19 protein-coding genes are annotated in these 21,259 nt (G+C 58.0%); 6 read left to right on the forward strand and 13 right to left on the reverse strand.

Annotated elements, in window-relative coordinates; genetic code table 11:
• Positions 1-165 precede the first annotated feature (165 nt).
• Entirely contained in the window at positions 166-1,596 is a 1,431-nt protein-coding gene (locus tag FEZ62_RS02375; protein WP_172926692.1) for an IS1182 family transposase, read from the forward strand.
• A gap of 260 nt (positions 1,597-1,856) precedes the next feature.
• On the opposite strand, the gene FEZ62_RS02380 is transcribed toward FEZ62_RS02375, so the two are convergent.
• The 13 genes from FEZ62_RS02380 to gspG all read right to left on the reverse strand — a co-directional run bounded on the left by FEZ62_RS02380 (position 1,857) and on the right by gspG (position 10,862).
• Complete coding sequence (locus FEZ62_RS02380) at positions 1,857-2,198, reverse strand: YciI family protein (protein ID WP_172926693.1); 342 nt, start codon at positions 2,196-2,198, stop codon at positions 1,857-1,859.
• Positions 2,199-2,369: 171 nt separating this feature from the next.
• A complete protein-coding gene (gene msrA, locus FEZ62_RS02385; RefSeq protein WP_201970322.1) occupies positions 2,370-3,044 on the reverse strand; it encodes a peptide-methionine (S)-S-oxide reductase MsrA in 675 nt (224 codons plus the stop codon).
• Positions 3,045-3,046: 2 nt separating this feature from the next.
• The gene (gene msrB / locus FEZ62_RS02390; protein WP_172926694.1) at positions 3,047-3,568 is read right to left on the reverse strand and encodes a peptide-methionine (R)-S-oxide reductase MsrB; all 522 of its coding nucleotides are present in this window, start codon (positions 3,566-3,568) and stop codon (positions 3,047-3,049) included.
• A gap of 211 nt (positions 3,569-3,779) precedes the next feature.
• Complete coding sequence (locus FEZ62_RS02395; protein ID WP_172926695.1) at positions 3,780-4,187, reverse strand: GNAT family N-acetyltransferase; 408 nt, start codon at positions 4,185-4,187, stop codon at positions 3,780-3,782.
• Positions 4,188-4,234: 47 nt separating this feature from the next.
• Positions 4,235-4,366 carry a hypothetical protein gene (locus FEZ62_RS20830; RefSeq protein ID WP_274600612.1) on the reverse strand — a complete coding sequence of 44 codons (132 nt, stop codon included), beginning with the start codon at positions 4,364-4,366 and terminating at the stop codon, positions 4,235-4,237.
• A gap of 146 nt (positions 4,367-4,512) precedes the next feature.
• Positions 4,513-4,845, reverse strand: a complete 333-nt coding sequence (locus FEZ62_RS02400; protein ID WP_172926696.1) for a DUF2025 family protein — start codon at positions 4,843-4,845, stop codon at positions 4,513-4,515.
• 132 nt (positions 4,846-4,977) lie between these two features.
• Entirely contained in the window at positions 4,978-5,508 is a 531-nt protein-coding gene (locus FEZ62_RS02405) for an ankyrin repeat domain-containing protein (protein ID WP_090513369.1), read from the reverse strand.
• A gap of 107 nt (positions 5,509-5,615) precedes the next feature.
• Entirely contained in the window at positions 5,616-5,882 is a 267-nt protein-coding gene (locus tag FEZ62_RS02410; protein WP_172926697.1) for a hypothetical protein, read from the reverse strand.
• A gap of 175 nt (positions 5,883-6,057) precedes the next feature.
• Complete coding sequence (locus tag FEZ62_RS02415; protein WP_172926698.1) at positions 6,058-6,675, reverse strand: hypothetical protein; 618 nt, start codon at positions 6,673-6,675, stop codon at positions 6,058-6,060.
• A gap of 198 nt (positions 6,676-6,873) precedes the next feature.
• Positions 6,874-7,575, reverse strand: a complete 702-nt coding sequence (locus tag FEZ62_RS02420) for a YebC/PmpR family DNA-binding transcriptional regulator (RefSeq protein ID WP_090513361.1) — start codon at positions 7,573-7,575, stop codon at positions 6,874-6,876.
• Positions 7,576-7,826: 251 nt separating this feature from the next.
• On the reverse strand, positions 7,827-9,137 hold the full coding sequence (locus tag FEZ62_RS02425; RefSeq protein ID WP_172926699.1) for an MFS transporter: 1,311 nt from the start codon (positions 9,135-9,137) through the stop codon (positions 7,827-7,829).
• Positions 9,138-9,224: 87 nt separating this feature from the next.
• Positions 9,225-10,415 (reverse strand): type II secretion system F family protein, encoded by a 1,191-nt coding sequence (locus tag FEZ62_RS02430; RefSeq protein WP_172926700.1) that lies wholly within the window; start codon positions 10,413-10,415, stop codon positions 9,225-9,227.
• Between the two features lie 12 nt (positions 10,416-10,427).
• Positions 10,428-10,862, reverse strand: a complete 435-nt coding sequence (gspG, locus tag FEZ62_RS02435) for a type II secretion system major pseudopilin GspG (protein ID WP_090513589.1) — start codon at positions 10,860-10,862, stop codon at positions 10,428-10,430.
• A 198-nt stretch (positions 10,863-11,060) separates the two neighbouring features.
• Here gspG and FEZ62_RS02440 point away from each other — a divergent pair, with 198 nt between their 5' ends.
• The 5 genes from FEZ62_RS02440 (at position 11,061) to FEZ62_RS02460 (ending at position 21,251) form a co-directional block, all read left to right on the forward strand.
• Positions 11,061-11,687: a lytic transglycosylase domain-containing protein gene (locus FEZ62_RS02440; RefSeq protein ID WP_172926701.1), complete on the forward strand. Its 627-nt coding sequence runs from the start codon at positions 11,061-11,063 to the stop codon at positions 11,685-11,687.
• A 277-nt stretch (positions 11,688-11,964) separates the two neighbouring features.
• A complete protein-coding gene (gene mnxG, locus FEZ62_RS02445) occupies positions 11,965-17,850 on the forward strand; it encodes a manganese-oxidizing multicopper oxidase MnxG (RefSeq protein WP_242454865.1) in 5,886 nt (1,961 codons plus the stop codon).
• 75 nt (positions 17,851-17,925) lie between these two features.
• Positions 17,926-19,905 (forward strand): cytochrome D1 domain-containing protein, encoded by a 1,980-nt coding sequence (locus FEZ62_RS02450; protein ID WP_345940418.1) that lies wholly within the window; start codon positions 17,926-17,928, stop codon positions 19,903-19,905.
• 24 nt (positions 19,906-19,929) lie between these two features.
• Positions 19,930-20,616: an SCO family protein gene (locus FEZ62_RS02455; RefSeq protein WP_172926702.1), complete on the forward strand. Its 687-nt coding sequence runs from the start codon at positions 19,930-19,932 to the stop codon at positions 20,614-20,616.
• Positions 20,613-21,251, forward strand: a complete 639-nt coding sequence (locus FEZ62_RS02460; protein ID WP_172926703.1) for an SCO family protein — start codon at positions 20,613-20,615, stop codon at positions 21,249-21,251. The genes FEZ62_RS02455 and FEZ62_RS02460 overlap by 4 nt, the downstream gene beginning before the upstream one ends.
• Positions 21,252-21,259: the final 8 nt, after the last annotated feature.

A 21,259-nucleotide genomic window follows, 5' to 3' on the forward strand; every position in this document is an offset into this window, starting at 1 on the left:
GTGGGGTTCATGGAGCGGATACGAAGCACTCAACTTAAAGCAACTCCGAATCGACAGTAGTTCGCAGGCAGTATGGGGCTGTCCGCTTTTGGTCCAGATTGTGTAAAAACGCAGGCACCAATCTTGATATGATTTGACCAGACTTCATCTCAGCAGGAGATGCCTGTGCGGCGATTCATTCAAGGTGAAAGTCGGACTCAAGTTACCTTGCTCCCCGAGAGTTTGGATGACTATGTGACGGACACTAACCCAGTGCGGGTAGTTGATGTATTCGTCGCCGAGCTCGACCTAGGCAAGCTGGGTTTTGAAGGTGTCGTACCAGCGGAAACAGGTCGGCCCGCTTACCATCCTGCTGATCTGCTCAAAATTTATATCTACGGTTACCTCAACCGCATCCAATCCAGCCGTCGCCTTGAGCGAGAAGCTCAACGCAACGTTGAACTCATGTGGCTGACTGGGCGCTTGATGCCTGACTTCAAAACCATCGCCAATTTTCGCAAAGACAACGGCAAGGCAATTCGCGCTGTATGCCGTCAATTTGTAGTGCTGTGCCAACAGGTAGGGTTGTTTTCTGAAGCACTCATCGCCATCGATGGAAGCAAGTTCAAAGCGGTCAATAATCGGGATCGCAACTTTACTAGCGCCAAGCTCCAGCGGCGTGTGGAAGAGATTGAGTCGAGTATCAATCGTTACCTAAGCGCACTCGATACCGCAGATCGTCAGGAGCCTGTCGTTTCGCAACCGAAGATCGAGCGACTGCACGGCAAGATTGCTGCGCTGAAAGTAAAAATGCAGGAGCTCAAGGAAGTCGAGGTGCGGCTCAATGAGACGCCGGATAAACAGATATCGCTGACCGATCCTGATGCCCGCTCGATGAAGACCCGAGGCACGGGCATCGTTGGCTATAACGTGCAAACAGCCGTAGATGCCAAGCACCATTTAATCGTGGCTCATGAAGTGACAAACGACGGGAGTGACCGAAGCCAACTAAGTCCGATGGCTAAGCTGGCGAAACATGCCATGAGTGTAGAAAAACTATCGGTGGTGGCTGATCGGGGCTACTTCAAAAGCGAAGAAATATTGGCCTGTCACCAGTCGGATATAACCGTACACGTACCGAAGTCTATGACCTCAGGGGCCAAGGCAGATGGGCGATATAGCAAGACTGAATTTATCTACGATACTGAAAGCGACGAATACAAGTGCCCAGCAGGGCAGCGCTTGATTTGGCGTTTCACCAGCGTTCAAGACGGACTGAAGCTCCACACTTATTGGAGTTCACATTGCCAAAGTTGTGAGCTGAAAGGGCAATGCACACCCAGCACGGAGCGACGCGTCAGGCGGTGGGAGCATGAAAGCGTGCTGGAGAGTATGCAGCACCGCCTAGATCAGGCGCCCGAGATGATGCGTATCCGTAAACAGACCGTTGAGCATCCTTTTGGAACGCTCAAGGCCTGGATGGGTGCTACTCATTTCCTGACCAAAACCTTGCCTAGGGTCAGCACTGAAATGAGCTTGCATGTGCTCGCCTACAACATGAAGCGCGTGATCAAGATAATGGGTAGCGCAGCGCTGATGGAGGCAATAGCGGCCTAGGGCTTTCTGCCTTTTGGGCGCCTCTGAAGCGCATGCAGCAGGTTTCTTGCACCCAATCAGGCAGAAAGCCCACGAAACGTTACGGTCGGCTTAGAGCGCCTCCGATTAGCGCGTTGTTGCATCTAGGGCTGGTTATGCTGGCCAATCAGTTGCGTCTGCGTTTTTACACGGTCTGGGCCGGTTCCTGCCTTTCGCATCAAGCAGCTGGCTAGAAACCTACAGCTTCAAACCGTGGCATGGCACGGTTCTACGATCAAATATCAAGATTCTGGATCAAACCCAAACACGCGCAGTTCCTGGTCGCATCGACAAGCTTGGGCGAGGCGTGCGGCCCATGCGATGGCAGCGTCGCGGGAGGGTAATTCGAGTACGGCGAAGCCGCCGTTTAGTGCTGGTGCTTCTGGGTAGCCGCCGATTGTGGTCGAGCCGTCGGCTGAGACGAGCAGGGTGGTTTCAGTATCGTTGATACCGCCAGCGAATACGTAAACACCGGCGGCTTTCGCCTCTTGTATCACCGCATGAGAATCCCGGGTCACGGCTTCCCACTCACCCTCCGGGACAACCATTGCGGCGCTCGGAAACGAAATCAGATACTTGGACATGATGCATCTACTCGCGGTGATGCAGGCCGTAAGTCCTATGCAGCCTGACGCTTTAACTATCGGTTCAGTCGCTTGAGTTCAGGCCTTAACCTTGCAACCGCATTGGCTGCAAGGTTGGGGCGCTCAAAATAAACAGCATAGATGCCTACACGACTTTGGGCGATTCAACCCTCAGCCTTTCTTCCCCCACAGTTGTTCCAGGCGGTCATCACGGCCGCAGCCGCTGCGGTAGTAGTTGTAGCGCAGGGGATTTTTGCTGTGGTAGTTCTGATGGTATTCCTCGGCCGGATAGAAGGTGGTGGCGGGAAGAATTTCGGTAACTACGGGTTGCTTGAATCGCCCCGATGCGTCCAGCGCTTCCTTGGAGGCAACTGCTAGTTCCTTCTCCTTCTCGTTGGCGTAGAAGATCGCACTGCGGTACTGAGTGCCATGGTCGCAGAACTGAGCGTTGGCAGTGATCGGGTCAATGGTTGGCCAGAATGCTTCGAGCAATTGGGCGTAGCTGGTTTTGCGGGTGTCGTAGACCACCTGCACCGATTCGATATGCCCGGTGCCACCGGCTGAAACTTGCTCGTAGGTTGGGTTCTTCACCTCACCGCCGGTGTAGCCAGATGTGGTCGAGATAACGCCAGGCATCTTGTCGAAGTCGGACTCGGTGCACCAGAAGCAGCCGCCAGCAAACACGGCTTTGCCCTGAAACTCGGCAGGCGCGGCATTGGTCACGGGTTCAGCCGCTTGCTCGGCTTGTGAAGAGCCCGCGCCGCAAGCCATCAATACAGTGCTTAATGCAGCCCACAGCAGGGTGCCTGCGATGGGTTTGCAGTAATGCGTTAGCGACAGAGTCATGTTCAGCTCCTGAGCGGCGGTAAGGTTTCGCCCGCAACGATGAATTTCAGTGCCAGGCCGTTATTGCACCAGCGCTCGCCACGCGGCGGCGGCCCGTCATCGAATACGTGACCTTGATGACCTTCGCAGCGCGCGCAGTGATATTCGGTGCGCGGGAGTATCAATTTGAAGTCGCGTTTGGTGGCCATGTGGCCTGCTATCGGCTGGGTAAAGCTCGGCCAGCCGGTGCCGCTGTCGAATTTGTTGCTGCTCTCAAACAGCGGCAAATAGCAGGCAGCGCAAATATATGTGCCTTCACGTTCTTCATGGTTTAGCGGGCTGCTGCCGGGGCGCTCGGTGTTTTCTTCAAACAGCACATCGTAGGCTTCGGTAGAAACCTGCTCGCGCCATTGTTCATGGTCTTTATCGAGCATTTTCACGGTTGGCGTTCTGGCCGGATCGGTTTCGGCCGCCTGCGCGAAATTGCCGAGCAGGGACACAGCGGGCAGTAGCGCAATGGATTGGATCAGTGCACGTCGCTTCATGACTGCAGTCTCATTGAGGGCTTGGTTAATAGACGAGACTTTTGGGTAAATGTTACAGGGCCTTCATGCCGAGAATTTATGATTTTCAGGGCAGATATGCTCGTCCAGCAGTGATTTTAGCGTTCGACGGCGCGGGCATAGGCTCAATCTAACCGCCGCCTGAGATGAGTTGCGCTGCATCTCGCCTCAGGTGGAAAGCATGGCGCTGTGGTTAGCGGTAGCGCAGGGCGATGAGTGGCTTGGTGCGCTGGTAGCGACTCAGTCGCTCGGCCAGTTCCACAGGGAGATCGGCTGCTGGGGTGAAGTGTAAACGGGCATAAAAATCGGCCAGCGCCGGGGCGCAGAATAACCAGACGGGTGCATCAACCTCGGCCAAAGCGCGATCCAGCAAGTGGCTGGCGATTCCCTGATTGCGCCGGGTTGCTGCGACCAGCAGGCTGGTCAGCCAGAAGCCGTCGGCGACCGCGCGTAAACACAGCGCGCCAACAATCTCGTCGCTCTCGGCGACCCAGACCTGATTAGCTTGTTTGGTGCGCATGGGCGAGCGCTGGGCGCGATAGAATTTGTCGGCCAGAGGCGTTAATGCGGCGGGTAGGCAACGAATGCGCGGCGGGTTCATGCGCGGATATTACCTGTGCGAGCCTTTGCCCGCACAGGTAAACAGGCTTATTGACTCGGGGAGTGATTACCCAGCAATGTGGTGCCGGAATGGCGCTGCTTTTTGGCCAGGCGTTTTTCGTGTGCGGTTTTCAGCGGCTTTTTCTTCGCCTGCTTTTTCGCATCGAGACTTTTACTCATGATACTCACCTCGGCAATTCAAATGGTTGAATAGTGGCTCGGTGTTGCCATGCAGTCGTGCGGCATCTGCACCTCCTGATTTGCATGAGGATCACTGTTCAGTCTAGGCCACTGCCAGCTTGAGTGTTGGGGGCTTTCAGCAGATTTCAGCCATTGCTTTTGCAGATATGCCGCTCTGCGCTGATTTCGGGCAGGTCTTCGCGACTGAGATACACCCGTAAGGGGTCAGTGATGTTGATTCGGTCGTCGAGGTGCAAGTCGAGGAGCATTTGCAGGCGCTCGCGCTTGAGTTGCATAACCCCACCGCTAAGCGCTTGCCAGACAAACTCATGGGTTGGGGTGATGCTGTCGTCCGGGATGTCCATGCCGAAGGCATCTTCGCTGAACCGTACGATATAGGCTGAGGTTTTGCGGTTGAAACCGACAAAACCCTGCAGTTGATCCGCTGCCGCGCAAATGCTGCTCGATGTGATGCTCATTGTCATGCCTCGCCATTAGCCGAAAGGGTGTCTGCTGCCGCGCAGCAGCAAGCGCACAAGGCTAAGGTGTCGGCGCGCCAGTGATATTGCTCCGGATCAATAGGCTGCACCGGCGAGGTTCATTAGTGCGTTTCAGGCTTTGCCAGCCAGAGCCTCTGCGGCTTGGGTTGCACCCATGCGTTGGGCGACTTGCAGGGCGGTTGTCCCGCTGTCGTCGGCCCTCAGCGGATTGGCGCCGCGGCTAATCAGCAGTTCAATGGCCGGGATGTTGTTGAACATGGCGGCCATCATCAAGGCCGTTTTGCCGTCGCTGGTCGGGCTCTCAACATCGGCGCCGTGGTCGAGCAGCAGCGTCATCATCGCCATGTCGGCTTTGAAAATCACCCCGGCAAGTGGCGACTGACCATTGAGGTTGCGCTGCTCCGGATCAGCCTGATGATTTAGCAACAGCTGCGCAGTTTCCAAGTGGCCGTGATAACAGGCCAGCATCAGCAGGCTGTCACCTTTGTGGTTGCGCAAGTTGACGGGTAGGCCCTGAGCCAGCATCTCGGCCAGCGTTTGCGTTTCACCGTGGCGGGCGAGATCGAATACCCGCTCGGCGAATGCCAGGGTCTGGTCATCCAGTTCGGCTGCGTTATCGGTGTTGGCGGCGTCGTTGTTCATGTGCGTTCCCTCAAGTTGATGCGTTGAGGATAACGCGCAATGCAGCCGGTGGTTAATTGGCTTTATCCATCGCCCCGATGCACAGAGGCATTGGCAGGGTTGCGCGGCTAGCTGCGTGACTCGCCGCGTGTGGTGCTATCACGCAGTGCATCGAGTTCGCGGCTGGTTTTGCTCATGCGGTGCTGCGGATTTTCGATGGCCCGGCGCAGCTTTTCATACTCTTCATAAGGCAGGCCGCTGCGGCTGAGCATTTCCAGCGCAAACTCTTTGATTTCGGCATCGGTATAGGCGCGCTCGACCTTTTCCGGCTGAGACGAACAACCAGCAAGCAACACGGTTAATGCCAGCAAGGCGATAGTCACGATACGTTTCATAGGGCACCCAGGCGTCAATAGCTTCTTTTAGTGCGCTTAGCGTATTGAGAAACCGTGGGCGGCAGAAATCATTAGCCATGATAGTGATTATCGTCAGGCCGATGCTGCAGATTCAGGGGGGAGAAAGCCGCGTGGCCCCAAGTTTTGGGGCCACGTTGCAGTGCGGCGGGGCGTCTTAGTTGCTTTTAGTCGCGTAGGCGTTCATTTCACTGAATGATGGGCTGTTCATGCCAACCTGAACGGACATCAGCGGTGAATTGTTCAGCCAAATGTTGTCGATGACAATGGCTTTGCCGGTGTCTTCGTTATCGGCGGCAACCAACAGGTAGTAGGTGCCGTCTTCAGGGGCTTCGCCTTCCCAGCCCAAAGACACTGAACCGACTTCGCTGCTGGCGCGCGAAGGCTTGCCCGCAATCACAATGCCGTAAGCATCCATCAGCATGGCTCTTGGTTTGAGCGCATACTTGCTCACGCCAAGGCAGTCATCAAGGCAGCTGGAGCTGACGTTGAGGTTGTAGTGTTCGCCTTGTTTGAGCTTGATCGAGAAGACCCGGTAATTCGAGATTGAGCTGCCGAAGTCCATGCGCGGTTGCTCTTCGCCAATTTTCCAGATGGAGTCGGTTGCATCGGTATGCAGCGGCAGCGGGATCACATCGGCATTGTGGATGGCTTCGATATTACTTTTGGCAATCGGGTTGCTGCCGTCGACAAGACGCTGCGGATGGTCGTTTTGGGCAGGGCTGCTGCAGGCGCCAACCAGCAGGCACGCGGCAATAAGAATGACGTTACGCAAGGTAGAACTCCTTTTGAGCATACGTCCATGTATGCATGCCAGCCTTGCTGCACGGTGAAATTACCGTGCAGGCCAGCAGCGCTTAGCGCAGGAACACGCACTGTTGATTACAACCTAGTCCCCATCCTGTTGGGTATGCGCCGACAGGATGATCGGGAAGTGCGGTTTACTGCGCCGTATCAGTGGTGTTTGCAGCGATCAGACCGCTAAACCGACGTAAACGTTCTGTACGTCGTCGTGGCCGTCGAGGGCTTCAAGAAACGCTTCAACTTCTTCCAGCTCCGTGCCGCTGACCGTGACCGGATTCTTGGCGCGGTAGCCGAGCACCGCCGAGTTCACGGTGAAGCCAAATTCAGGCAGGGCTTTGCACACAGTGTCCATGTCGGTTGGGTCTGTCATGAACAGAGTGGCGCCTTCTTCGGCATCTTCGAAGTCCTGAGCACCGGCTTCGATGGCTGCCAATTCGGCATCAGCGTCATCGGATGCTGGCGAGGCTTCGACCAGGCCCAGATAGTCAAAATCCCAGGCCACGGAGCCGGATGCGCCAAGCTGGCCTTTACGGAACAGTACGCGGATTTCGGCAACGGTGCGGTTTACGTTGTCGGTCAGGCATTCGACGATGACCGGCACGCGATGCGGTGCAAAACCTTCGTAGGTGGTTTTTTCGTAGCTGATGGTGTCACCCAGCAGGCCCGCGCCTTTCTTGATCGCACGTTCGAGCGTTTCCTTGGGCATCGAGGCTTTCTTGGCCTGATGGATCGCCAGACGCAGCTTGGGGTTGGTGTCCGGGTCAGCGCCGTTACGCGCAGCAATCATGATCTCTTTGACCAGACGCCCGAAAATTTTTCCCCTGGCATTCGCCGCGGCTTCTTTAGGCTTGGCTTTCCACTGTGCACCCATGGCTGATTCTCTTGCTCTAAATGAATGAAGATTAGGCGCGGCCGGTAACCTCAAGGCTCAGGGCCGAGGCTGTAATACGCGCGCGCGACGAAAACGCGTATTTTAATCCCTTCGGCCGCCGATGGCACTCTAAAAGCGCGGCAAATTATGGATTACTAGTCTTTGTCAACGCGGCGGACGGGTTGGATTTGTCCGTATCAACGGCGCGCAAGCCCGCTAGTCCGCGGGTTTGCGCCGACCTACGCGCTGGCTCATTCAGCTTGTGGCAGGGTCATGGCCATGGCCGCGCCAATGGCGCCGAGCACTGAAAGCAGCAAGATGATTTCACTCACATCGAGCACTGCGCCGAGTGCGCCCAAAAAGCCCATCAGCAGCAGAATCAGGCCTATCAGGGTGTTGCTGACGGCAACGTAATCGGTGCGTTTGTTGCCTTCGGCCAGGTCCACAACGTAGGTCTTGCGGCCAATGCGCACACCCTGATGGGCGATGCTGAGCATGAAGTACAGCGCCGGCAGTACCCAGCTTACAGCCAGCCAGTCGCTGTGCAGGGTTTGCAACAGATAAACAGCCAAGCCCAGTGCTGAGGTCATCAGCGCCGCTATGATCATCACTTGCCGGCTCGACACATCGGCAAAACGCCCCCAAATAGGCGCCGAAAACAAGCTCGCAGCGCCGCTGGCGAGCATGAACAGTCCTAATAGCGAGGCAGCAGTGCCGATATTTTTTTGCCCCAGAACCACGTAGTAGGGCGCGCTCAGTGCCGAGCAGAGCAACAGTGAACGGGTGATTACAAAACGCCGGAAGGGTTTGTCGTCGCGCATAATCGACAAGCGCTGGATGGCTTCGCGCAATGCATTACCACCGCCTTCCGTTGCCCCGGGCTGCTCCTTTATCTGTGCATAAAACAGCGCGGCAATAATCCAAAGCAAGCCTGCACCGCCGATGAACAAGGCATACATCAGCGTGGTCGGCTGGCTTTCGCCGCTGAGCAGCAAGACGCCAGCCACGCCAACCGTAACCAAACCTGCGGCACTGGCCGACCAGCCATTGACCTGGCCACGGCGGGTTTTCGGGATGGTTTTACCAATCACATCTTTTGAGGCGACCGAGCACAGGCCGCGCGCCAGGCTGAACAGAGTGATCAGGGCAATAATCGACCAACCAGCGGCACTGCCTTCGAGCTGCCATGCCACCAGACCAATACTGCTGATCGCGGCCGCCTGAATCAGGCTCCCCGCGACCCATATCCACTTGCGCACTTGCACCCGGCGAATGTAGCTGGCAATCAACAGTTGCGGGATCAGTGAGCCGGATTCGCGAATCGGTACCAGAAAACCGATCAGATACAACGGCGCATTGATGCTTTGCATCACCCAGGGCAAAACCACCTTGGGGCTGGCGAGCGCGTCACCGAGTTTGGAGAAAAAGTGGCTGAGCACCATCAGCAAAAAATTTTCCGGGAGATTGCTGCATTGGCTCTCGCTGATCTCGCTGCAAACGCGCGCGTCTTCTTCGTTGACCAGCTTGGAGTAGATGTCTTCGCTTACTGTGGACTTGTTCATTGGCAGCCTGTTGCCCTTCATTTGCCTGCAAGGCTGCCGGTTTTCTGCTGGCGGGGTCAATCAGAGTCTGGTCTTGGTGGCTGATTTTCACTGGATGCTGGAGGCCAGCTCGAAAATAGGGATGTACATGAGAATCACGATAACGCCGATGATCAGGCCGATAAATGTCATCAGAATCGGCTCGAATAAACGCACGAACCACTCGATCCAGCGGCCCGTTTCCTCGTCATAGAAGTTCGCGGTTCGCTCCATCATTTCCCCGAGATTGCCCGACTGCTCGCCCGCGCGAAGCATGCGAATGGACACCGGTGTAGACAACTGATTGCTCTCGAAAGCACTCGACAACGAATGGCCCTCACGGATTTGTTCGCTGGCGTGGTCGAGCCTGACCTTTGAACTGACGCCGAGCAAACCGCGCACCATGGCCATTGCCGTGAGGATTGGAATCCCGCCTTGAAGCAGTATTCCCAGCGAGCGGTAAAAGCGCGCCAGCTCATAGATGAAGATGCGATTGCGGATTGTCGGTACTCGTTCAATCAGGCGACTGAGCGCTAGTCGTACACGGTCCTGACGCAATAAGAAAACGCTCAGTAGCAAAAGCGCCAATGACGCACTGATCAACGCGCTTTGATGCTCATGCAAAAACTGCCCGGACTTGAGCAGCACTTGCGAGAGCCAGGGCATGTTGCTGCCAACGCTTTCGAACACCAGGCTGAAGCGCGGCACCACATAGCCGATCAAAAACAGTAAAACCCCGCAGCCGACAATGAACAGCAGGGCCGGATAAATCGATGCGCTGATTACCTTCTGCCGAACCTCATCCATGCGGCTGCGGTAAGAAACATAGCGGCCCAATGCTTCACCCACCGCGCCGGTTTTCTCGCTGGACTGAACCAGCGCGACGTACAAGGATGGGAAAACCTCGGGAAACTGGGCGAGCGCCTGCGACAGTGACTTGCCCTCATAAAGCAGGCGCACCAGATCATTCAGAATGCGCCGTGCCTGTGGCGCCGATTCCTTCTCGGCCAGGCTTTCCAGCGCATCGATCAAGGCCAGTCCCGCATTGAGCAGCGTTGTCAGCTCCTGACTGAACAACAGCAAGGAAAAACTCTCTCGCGGTTTAAGGCCGGGCAGGTGCAGGCGTTGTTCGCCACGCACGGCGAGAACCTTGATGCCTTGCTCCTCCGCCAGCCTGCGTGCATCCAGCAGGCTGGGCGCCTCGAAGACTTGCGAGATGATGGTCGCTTGCTTGCCGACACCTTTAACCAGAATGCGCATGGTCGTCGCCTGCTATTGCCAGCTGGTTATTTCAGCGTTATCACCATCGCCGCCGGGCTGGCCATCCTTGCCCATTGAGAGCAGGTCGAACTCACCATTTTCGCCGGGCGAGCGGTACACGTAATCCCGGCCCCAGGGATCTTGCGGGATGCCTTTGTGCAGGTAAGGTCCGGCCCATTTCGGCTCGTCGCTGGGGGCAACATTGAGCGCTGCCAGCCCTTGTTCAGTCGTGGGGTAGTGGCCGGTTTCAAGCCGGTAAATATCCAGCGCCTTGCCCAGCCCTTCGATTTGCGTCTTGGCTACCTTGACCTCGGAACGCCCCAGCTGGCTGAAGTATTTAGGCGCCACAATGCCGGCAAGCAGCCCGAGAACCACCAACACCACCAGCAGTTCCAGCAGCGTGAAACCCTGGGTGCGAGCAGGCCGGAAATTAGTATCCCGTTTCATCATTGCGATCTCCCTTTACCCATTGAAGTTGGGTGCATGTGCAAACGCTTTTGTGCAGCTATGCAAGAGGCGTGCAAGCGCAGTGGCTTGTGGTTGTTTGCAGCGATTTCGGCACGTGCTTTGCGTGTAGCGTCGCTGCAAGTGAGCAATCGCGATCTTTAGGGCGCGCTGCTTATGGCTCGCAACGGAGGGTGAAATATGAGCAATGCCGGCTGGTTTGCAGGGTTCGTACTGCTGGTTGGTATCAGCATTCAAGGGGCGCAGGCAGACGTCTACATGGTTACTGACAAGGACGGCGGCATTACCCTGACCAACATCTATAAAGCCAATTCGAACTACCAGCGGGTGGCCCGCGAACCCAAGATCGAGTTGGCCAAACCGACTGCCCCAGCCGCCACCGCCATGCGCGCCAGCGGTGAGCAATACAACGCCTTAGTGAGCGCTGCAGCCAGTGAGAATCAGCTGCCTGAGGCCTTGATTCATGCGGTTATCAGCGCCGAGTCGAACTACGATCCCAACGCACTTTCACGCCAGGGCGCTGCGGGTTTGATGCAGCTAATGCCGGGGACTGCGCGTGACATGGGCGTCGCCGATGTATGGGATCCGGCCGCCAATATTCGCGGTGGCGCACGCTACCTGAAAAGCCTGATGAGCCTGTTCAATGACGATATGTCGCTGGCGCTGGCTGCCTACAATGCCGGCCCCGGCGCTGTGCTCAAACGCGGCGGCGTGATCCCGCCGTACCCGGAAACCCAGCGGTACGTGCCCACTGTTCTCGAACGTTTTCAGCGCTTGCAGGCGGCTGTCACAGCCGCGCCGATGTAAGCCTTGCTCTGCCCGCATGTGGGCGATTTTCCCCAGATCCGGGGAGGCGTCACTTCTGCTCATTAATACTTTTTAATTAATCACCACGCCATGGATTGTTCCTGCTTTTCAGCCAGCACAACTGGGGTTTTGGGGGTGAGTGCTGGGGCAAATCCCCCAAGACACCTGATGTTGGTTTCCAAGTGTATGAAAAATAACGGCTTTTTTATTGGCATAGGGATTGCTGAGCGGTTGTAGGCCTATTGGCGACGATGAACCGATCTTGAGGTCAGCCAAGATGAAACGGATATTTTCGAGTAAGTCCCAACACAATGGCAGCAGTCTGGGTCGTAGCCGCTCATCCTTTACGTTCAGCCATCCGCTGCTGGCCATCGCGCTGGCTGTGGGTGTTGGCGGGCTCGAGCAGACGGCTCAGGCTGCAATCAGCTGTGAGCGCAATCTGGTCGCCAACATCGTCGCCATCGACCAGCCGTTAATGTTCAACCGTCTCGGTGCGCAAAACATCAACGGCATGATGTTCGCGTTGCGCAGCGATGTCGTCGATGCCAATCAGGTGCCGCTCACACAGGGCGGCATGGTCGTGCCGGGCGAGGTGACCCTGCGTCCGGATAAACGCCCACGGCCTCTGGTGTTGCGGGTGGCGGCCGGGGATTGCATCACGATCAACCTGCAGAATCTGCTGACCGCGCATTCCAATCCGCGCAGCGACGGCGAATTTGACGGGCCAGAAGAGGAAGAAAATGAAGCCAACGAGGCGGAGTTCGACCCGCTCAATCCGATGAAGATTGACGATCAGGTAGCGGATCGCCACGTTGGTTTTCAGGTTAACGGCCTGCAGCCGGTCAATTCAATCGACGACACCTCAACCAACGTGGGGCGCAACCAGAGCTCGCTGATTGCGCCAGGAGGCAGCCGCTCCTACACCCTTTACGCACAACATGAAGGTGCATTTGTGGCCACCAGCCAAGGGGCAACCTTTGGCGGTGAAGCCTCGTCCGGCAACAATGCCAATGGCTTGTTTGCCCAGGTTGTGGTCGTGCCCAAAGGCGGTCGTACTTACCGCAACGTCGTGACCGAAGAAGAGCTGCGTCTGGCTACTACCGGACGTACGCCAGCCGGCCAGCCAATCGTCGATTATCAGGCCCGCTTTCCAATGGGCGAACCCTGGGTCAGTGAGGGCAAGGCCGGGCGTCCGGTGCTGGCGATGATTGATAACAACGAGATCATTTCATCCGACGCCGATGCGGTTGTGCTGGGGCCAAATGCTGACGGCAGCTTCCCGGCTGCGACCTATCCGCTGGAAAGCATCGGCAAGCGCAATCCGGCCCTGCCTAACCGGCTGGAACCGTTCCGCGACTTTGCCAGCGCTTTTCACGATGAAGCCGCCGCCGCGCAGGCGTTTCCCGGCTACTGGGCCGATCCGGTGTTCCAGCATGTACTGGAGCCGACCCGCGACAGCTTCATGATCAACTACGGTTCGGGCGGCATGGGCGCGGAAGTTGTGGCTAACCGGCTGGGCGTCGGGCCGATGCATGACTGCTTGTCCTGCGCCTATGAAGAGTTCTTCCTCAGCGCGCATACCGTGGGCGATGTCGCCATGCTGGTGGATGTGCCGGCCAACGTCGGCCTGGAGAATATTCGTCCCGGTGAAGTCCCTCCGCCAGAAGCCACTGGCATCAAGGCGAACATGGCGCTGTATCCGGCCGAGCCTTCAAATGTAAGCCACAGCTACACCGGCGATTTCGTCAAATTCCGCAACACCCATGTTGGCTCCGAGCAGCATATTTTCCATCTGCACGGGCATCAGTGGCTGTTCAATCCGAATGATGATGACTCCGATTATGTCGATGCACAGGGTATTGGTTCGGGCGCCGGATATACCTACGAAATCGCCAACGGCGGTTCTGGCAACCGCAACCGGGTGGCAGGTGATGCCATCTATCATTGCCATTTCTACCCGCACTTTGCTCAAGGCATGTGGGCGATGTGGCGCATTCATGACGTGCTTGAAGAGGGCACCGTGCTCGACGTTTCGGCCCAGGGCGAGAATGGTTTTCATAGTGAACCATTTGCCTTGCGCAGTGGCTTGCCAGCCGCCGGATCACGGGCGTTGCCAGACGGAGAGATAATCGCCGGTACACCGATTCCGGCCGTTGTGCCGCTGCCCGGTAAAGCCATGCCGCCCATGCCGGGCAAAGTGGCTGTGGTACCGAAAGTCAGCGAGCGTTTGCTGGCCGAAACGGATGATGACGAGGAGCATGAAGGCGATGATGACAACGTCGCGCACAGCCAGATCATTGGCTCGGTGGCGCTGGTTGATCGCAGCCCGGCCAACTACAACGCCGATGGCAATCTGAAAAACCCGGGCTTCCCATTCTGGATTGCCGGTATGGAAAGCACCGTAGGCCAGCGTCCGCCAACCCCGCCACTGGACATGCTCGACGCGACGCTGGCGCAACAGCTGCGCGACACCGGTAACGCCCTGTGGAGCAATCTTGACCCGGCCCAATCCGGCGGTTGGGATGGTGGCTTGCCGCGCCATTCGCTGGAAGGTGAAGCCGCTGGCGGGGAGGCCACAGTGGTGACCAATGCGCTGGACTTCTCGAAAACCATTACCCGCGCCAAGCCGGTTTTCTATCCGGAGCAGGGCACTGATGTCGAGCAGGCCGCCATGGCTTATCACGCCAAACCCAGCCACCCGAGCTTTGCCGTAATGGCCGATATGCAAGTCGTGCCCAAGGTGTTTAAAACCAATGGCTCGCTGCCTGTGGCCGGCGCGCCTTACTACGAGCCGTGCATTGACGATAATCAGAAACGGCTGACTGCCGCCAACGGCATTGGTCAGTTCAACAGTGGTGAGCGGCTCGATGGCATGAGCTTTACCGGCGGCTCGACCTTTACCGCCGACAATCCGCGGCTCTACAAAGCAGCCAATATCCAGTTCGATGCGGTGTTCAACAAGGTCGGCTATCACTTCCCGCAAACTCGCATGCTGGCACTCTGGGAAGATGCCTGGGGCGTGATTAACAAGCAGCGTCCGCCCGAGCCGTTCGTGATGCGCATGAACACCTTTGACTGCACCATGTATCAGCAGACCAACCTGATTCCCGGCACCTATGAGCTTGATGATTATCAGGTGCGCACCCCGACCGATGTGATCGGCCAACATATCCATCTGCCAAAGTGGGACCTGACCTCTGCCGATGGTTCAGCCAATGGCTGGAACTATGAAGACGGCTTGCTGGCTCCGTCCAGTGTGGTTGAGCGCATTGAAGCCATCCGTGAGTTCAATGCCTGCCATGCCGGTGATCCGCGTGACGGCAGCGCGGACTGCCCGATTGCCAAGGCGCATCCGTTCTTCGGCCAGTACAACCGGCCCGACTGGATCGGCGCGCGTACGGCCATGCAGCGCTGGTTCGCCGACCCGGTGGTAAACGTGCACAACGTCGATCGCGGTCTGGGCAATATCTTTACCCACGACCACCTCGGCCCATCGACTCACCAGCAGGTCGGTCTTTACGCCACTGTGCTCACCGAACCTGCAGGTTCGACCTGGTATCACGCTGAAACCGGTCAGCCGTTGTATGCCGCTGGTCGTCAGGATGGCGGGCCGACTTCATGGCAGGCGGTGATCGCCACCAACGATGTCAATGGCGACGGTTCGAACGACTCCTTCCGTGAGTTCTTCCTGGAATACAGCGACTTCCAGCATGCCTATGAAGCCGGGGTTTATGTGGGCGCCGGGCCTGATGGCGTGCCTAATCCGGGCAGTTATCCGGCCACCGCAGATACCTTCCGCTACGCCATCAACCCGCCTGCAAGGGGAGTTGCCAGCACGGAGTTGGAGCAGACTGTCGAGTTGCCTGGCGGTGTGAGTCCGGGCTGCCCAATCCGGCCTTGTCCGCAAGCCATTTCGGTCGATGATCCGGGAATCTTCGTGGTCAATTACCGCAACGAGCCGGTGGCTCTGCGGGTTTACGACCCGAACCGGATGGCGCCGGATGGCAAACCTGGCATGCAGGCTGCCGGGCTGGGAGGCGACCTCGCGTACGCCTTGCAAACCCGCACCGACCGCGCCATTGCCGCCATGAACATGGCACCGAGCGCCATCTCCAGCGCAGTAGGCCCTACTGGCGGAACCACATTGTTCCCGCCGCATATCAATAAGGCGGGCGACTTACCGGGTGATCCGTTTACACCGCTGCTGCGCACCTATTCGGGCGACAACGTGCGGCTGCGGGTTCATGCAGGTGGCCACGAAGAGGAGCACAACGTGACCCTGCATGGCGTCAAGTGGCTGCACACCGGGACCGGTTATGGCAGCAGCTCCAACTCAGGTTGGCGCGCCTCGCAAATGGTCGGTATCTCCGAGCAGATGGGCTTTGCTGCGCCGGTTTCACTGAGCTCGGGATCGGCCAGTGCGACAGGTGATTACCTGTACTCGATGGACGCCTCGATTGAAGGTTACTGGAACGGCATGTGGGGCGTGATGCGCAACTACAGTGAGCCGCGTACGGATCTGTTTGCCCTGCCGAACAATCCGCATCCGGTGTCGGCGCGCAACACCTCTTCATTTGACGGTATTTGCCCGCGCTACACCCCGAATCCGAATGGAGTGGGGCAGCGGCCAACCGTCAAGCGTGAGTATGAGATTGTCGCGGTGCTGGCCAACGACATCCTCAAGAATCCGCTGAACCTGAGCATCGATGATCCGCAAGGCGCTGGCATGCATGTTGGTGGCGCGCTCAAACCCAACGGCGGCACGCTGGTGTACAACCCCCGCGAGGTGAGCATTGCGCAAGTCACGGTGATCAGTGAAGAGGATGGCACTATCTCGACCATAGGCGGCCAGAGCGGGCCGCTGCATGACCCGACTGCGATCATGTATGTGCGCAAGGATGACCTGAACAAAAACGGCAAGCTGAAAAACAACGTACCCATCGAGCCGATCGTATTGCGCGCCGCTGCGGGCGAGTGCATCAGCGTGATCCTCGAGAACCGCTTGCCGGTGGACATGCCAGACTTGCCGCAAACCGCGATCATGGCGGGCGTGGTCAAGCGTGACCGCAACAGCTCGAACGGCGCCACCACGTTCAGCAATAACCTGATCAAACCGTCGAGCCACGTTGGCATCCACGCGCAACTGCTGAGCTACGACATCACCCGTTCCGACGGCGCCAATGTCGGGATCAACCCGGTGCAGACCGTGGCGCCGAGAACCTCGAGCGCGGCAGAGTACCCGACTAAAACCTATCAGTTCTACGCCGGACATCTTGAGCGGGAAGGGCGGCCACTGGTTCGTCTCGGCCGTGCGGTCGATAACATCAACGCCACGCCAATCGAGTTTGGCGGGCTGGCCATCACTCCGGCAGACCCGATCAAACAGGGCCAGAAAGGCCTCGGCGGCGCCATGAGCATCGTGCCGCAGGGCGCCACCTGGACAGAAGACCCGGGTATGCGTGCTGCTGCAACGGTGAAACCACTGGAGGGTGCGTCTTACCGCGACTTTGCGCTGGTCTGGCAGAAATCGCTGAACCCGCGCTGGGCCAGCGGCCGGCCGCTGGAAAATATCGCGTCGGAAGGTTTTGGTGTCGGCGGCGACCCGCAGGATAACTCGGGCATGGCCATCAACTACCAGACCGAGCCGCTGTGGTATCGCCTGCAACTGCCGCCCAACGCACCGTTTGGCCGCGCCAATGGCGGTGGCTGGGGCGACACGCTGAATGCGCACATGGCTTACAGCAATGCGCTGGTGGGCAGCGATCCGGTCACTCCGATTCTGCGGGTAAAACCGGGCCAGCCATTCCGTACCCATGTGGTGCTGCCAACCGGTGGCAGCCGCGGCAGTATTTTCCAGCTCACCGGGCATGACTGGGCACGTTCGCCGTTCCAGTCGGAATACCGCGATGAGTACGGCTACCCCACCAAATACCCGGGCGTGGGTTCCGTGCGCTTTGGCTGGAACCCGGAAAGCACCTTTATCGGTGCCCAGGAAAGCGTATTGCCGGCCGCGCATTTCAGCATGCTGTTCCCGAGTGCCGGCGGCGGCAACGCGATCCCGGGTGACTACCTGTATCGCGACTATGCAGGGCAGGGCAATGCCAATGGGCTGTGGGGCATTTTGCGGGTCAGCGATGAACCCGATCAAACCCCGGCTCCCTGAGCAAGGCATGCAGCGCTGGAGCCTCTTTGCGGAGGCTCCAGCTGGGGATTGGCGAGACCAAGGAGCGCAGTAGCCGTGGACAATATAAGAAAAGCCTCATGCATGCTGCTGGTCGTGTTTGCCATCGCTGGCGGCGCGGCATACATCAGCGAAGCGCGCGCCGCCTCACAAGCTGGCGCAGCGCCGAAGGCTGAACCTCAGGCGCCAGTTGCCGATACCAATCGGATCGAACGGGATGGCGTCGCCGTGACCTTCAATCTGCAACCGGTCAGTCCCGGCACCGGTCTGATCGAGGGCGCGTTGGCAGATGTGCAATTTCGCGTCAGCGATGTCGCCTCCGGGCAACCGTTATCCGCCATAGCGCCAGGCGCGTGGTTGGATCAGGGCCAGGCCGGCATTTCAGCCGAAGGCCAGAAGATGCAGTGCAAATCGCGCATTGGCCTGTATTTGAAAGGCGTGCTCAATGCCAAGCCGCTGATGGACCTGAACAGCTATTACCTGATGGTGCTGAATAAGGATGCCAGCATCACGGTGATCGACCCGAACACCTCGCTGGGCGGAATAACCAGCACCATGGCGGTGATCATGCTGAAAAAGCCGGCCATGGACTGGGCCGTAAGCAGTGACGACAAGCGCTTGTTCGTGAGCATGCCGAGTGCCGGTGAAGTGGCAATCGTCGACACCGAAAAGTTTCAGGTGGAGGCCAGCGTACCGGCGGGCGTGGAGCCGTTTCGGGTGGCGCTGCAACCTGACGAGCGCTATCTCTGGGTCGGCAATAACAGTGCTGATGCGGCCAGCAGCGGGGTCACGGTGATTGATATGCAGACCCGCAAAATCGCCCTGAGTCTGGCCACCGGTAAAGGCCATCACGAGATCGCTTTCAGCGATGACTCGCGCCACGCCTTTGTCAGCAACCGCCAATCGGGCACCGTCAGTGTGATCGACATCGCCAGCCTGAAACTGCTCGCCACGCTCGAAACGGGCCCTGCACCGCTGGCACTGAGCTATTCACCGCTGTCGCAAGCGGTGTATGTGACCGACGGCAAGCAAGGTGAAATCACCGTGATTGATGCCAAGAGCCTGAAAGTGCGCACAGTCATCGAGGTTGGTCAGGGTATCGGGCCTCTGCAATTCAGTCAGGAGGGGCGCTACGGTTTTGTGCTCAACACCATGCAAGACCGCGCCGTGGTGATCGATGCCGCAAGCGATAAGGTCATGCACTCGCTTGAGGTTGTCGCCGAGCCTTATCAACTGGTGTTCACCAAGGCTTACGCCTATATCCGCGGGCTGGCAACTTCACGGGTGAGCATGGTCAATCTGTCGAGCCTGGGTGAGGGCCAGAAACCGATTCTGCAAAGCTTCGAGGCAGGTCCTTCAGCGCCCAAGCTGGCCGGTGATTTGCCCTTGGCTGAAAGCATGGGGCAGGGCCAGGACGACAATGCTGTGTTTGTGGTGAACCCCGTCGACAACACCACCTATTTCTACATGGAAGGCATGAATGCGCCCATGTTTGGCTACCTCAATCGCGGCCACAGTGCGCGCGCGGTGACAGTGGTTGACCGCAGCCTGCGTGAGGTTGAGCCGGGCCTGTACAGCACACGCATCAAGCTGCCGGCGTCCGGGCCACTGGATATTGCTTTCATGATCAATCAGCCCGAACTGACTCACTGTTTCACCACCGACGTGCAACCCAATCCGCAGCTTCAGCAAGCCTACGCCAAGGCGCGCATCGAGTACCTGAAACAGACTCCGGTGATTACGCTTGGCGACCCGGCGGTTGCGCGTTTCAGAATCACTCAGGGCCGGGATAACAGCCCGCGCACCGGCGTCACCGACTTGCGCGTGCGTTACTTCATGGCGCCTTCGTCGCAGTCGCATGAGGTTGTCGCGACCGAGTTGGGCGATGGCGTGTATGAAGCGCCGTTGGCAATCAGTAAAGCCGGCGTCTACTTCGTGCATGTCGGCTCCGACTCTCTGCACCTGCCTTTCGGCGCACAGGCGTACAGCAGCCTGCGCGTGCAAGCCGTTAAACCGCAGTCCACTGCAAGCAATTGATCAGAGCTGGATGAGGATAGAGCCATGCAAGGGTTTCTCACAGGTTTTACTGCAAGTCTGTTGGCGCTGTCGCTGAACGCTGCACCGGCGTTTGCGCACACCATGGATGAGCACGCCGGGCATGATATGGACGGCCATGCTGAACACATGGCGGCGCAAAAGGCAGCCGTTAAACAAGAGAGTGCCAGCGTAACTTTCGCTGACGTGCCGCTGCTCAATCAGAACGGCGAGACCGTGCACCTCGAACAGGATCTGGTGGCGGACAAGATCGTGCTCATGGGCTTTATCTACACCAGTTGCACAACCGTGTGCCCGGTCGTTTCAGCAATCATGAAAAAAACCGAAAAGCAGTTGCAAGCCAACGGTGGCCCCGAGGTGCAACTGGTCTCGATCAGCGTTGATCCGTTGCGCGACACGCCGGAGCAACTGCGCCGCTATGCGCAAAATTACAGTGCCGGGGATAACTGGAGCTGGCTAACCGGCAAGCCTCAGGCGATCACCGACACGCTCAAGCAATTAGGCGCCTGGTCGCCTGATTTGAAGGAGCACCCGGCGCTGATCATGGTGGGCGATGGCCGCACCGGTAAATGGACACGTTTCTACGGTTTTGCCGACCCTAATACGCTGGCCGCGAAAATTCAGGAAATCCAGCTCAGTCGCGTCGAGTACGAAGCCCAGCACATCGCGGGCAACAGTGGAGTGCAACCATGAGAAACGCATTGCGGCTGGCACTAGGACTGGCCTTGGCCAGTGGTCTGGCGCTGGCTCACGAAGGCCATGAAAACCACGCCCAGGGCGCGGCCGAGAATAAGACCCCAGCGGTGCAGGGGGTAAAAGTCAGCGGCACGCATGATGCGCAAACCTACTTCACCGATACCGTCCTGCTTAATCAGCATGGCGAGGAAGTACGGTTCTACAGCGATGTGATGAAAGACCGTATTGTCATGCTCAACGTGATCTTCACCCACTGCGAAGATGCCTGCCCGCTGATCACCCGCAAGCTCAGGGAAGTGCGCGAGGCCATGGGCGAGGAGAAGGCCAGCAAAATCACCTTCATCTCGCTCACCAGTGACCCGCAGCGTGACACCCCCGAAGTGCTCGCCGAGTACGCCCGCAAGCAAGGGGCTGACTCACCGAACTGGGTCTTCCTCACCGGCACGCAGGCAAATATGGACTTGGTGCTTAAGCGTCTGGGTCATTTTATCGAGAGCCCAGAGCAGCATTCGACCCAACTGATTGCGGGCGATGTGGCGCACAAGCAATGGAGCAAGATTCGCCCGGACGCACCGGTTGATGCAATCGCCCAGCGCTTGCAGTTGCTCTCGATGCCGATTGCCGGGCGTTAGACAAGGAG

Source organism: Pseudomonas sp. MS19 (genome assembly GCF_013277615.1).
Lineage (GTDB): Bacteria > Pseudomonadota > Gammaproteobacteria > Pseudomonadales > Pseudomonadaceae > Aquipseudomonas > Aquipseudomonas marincola.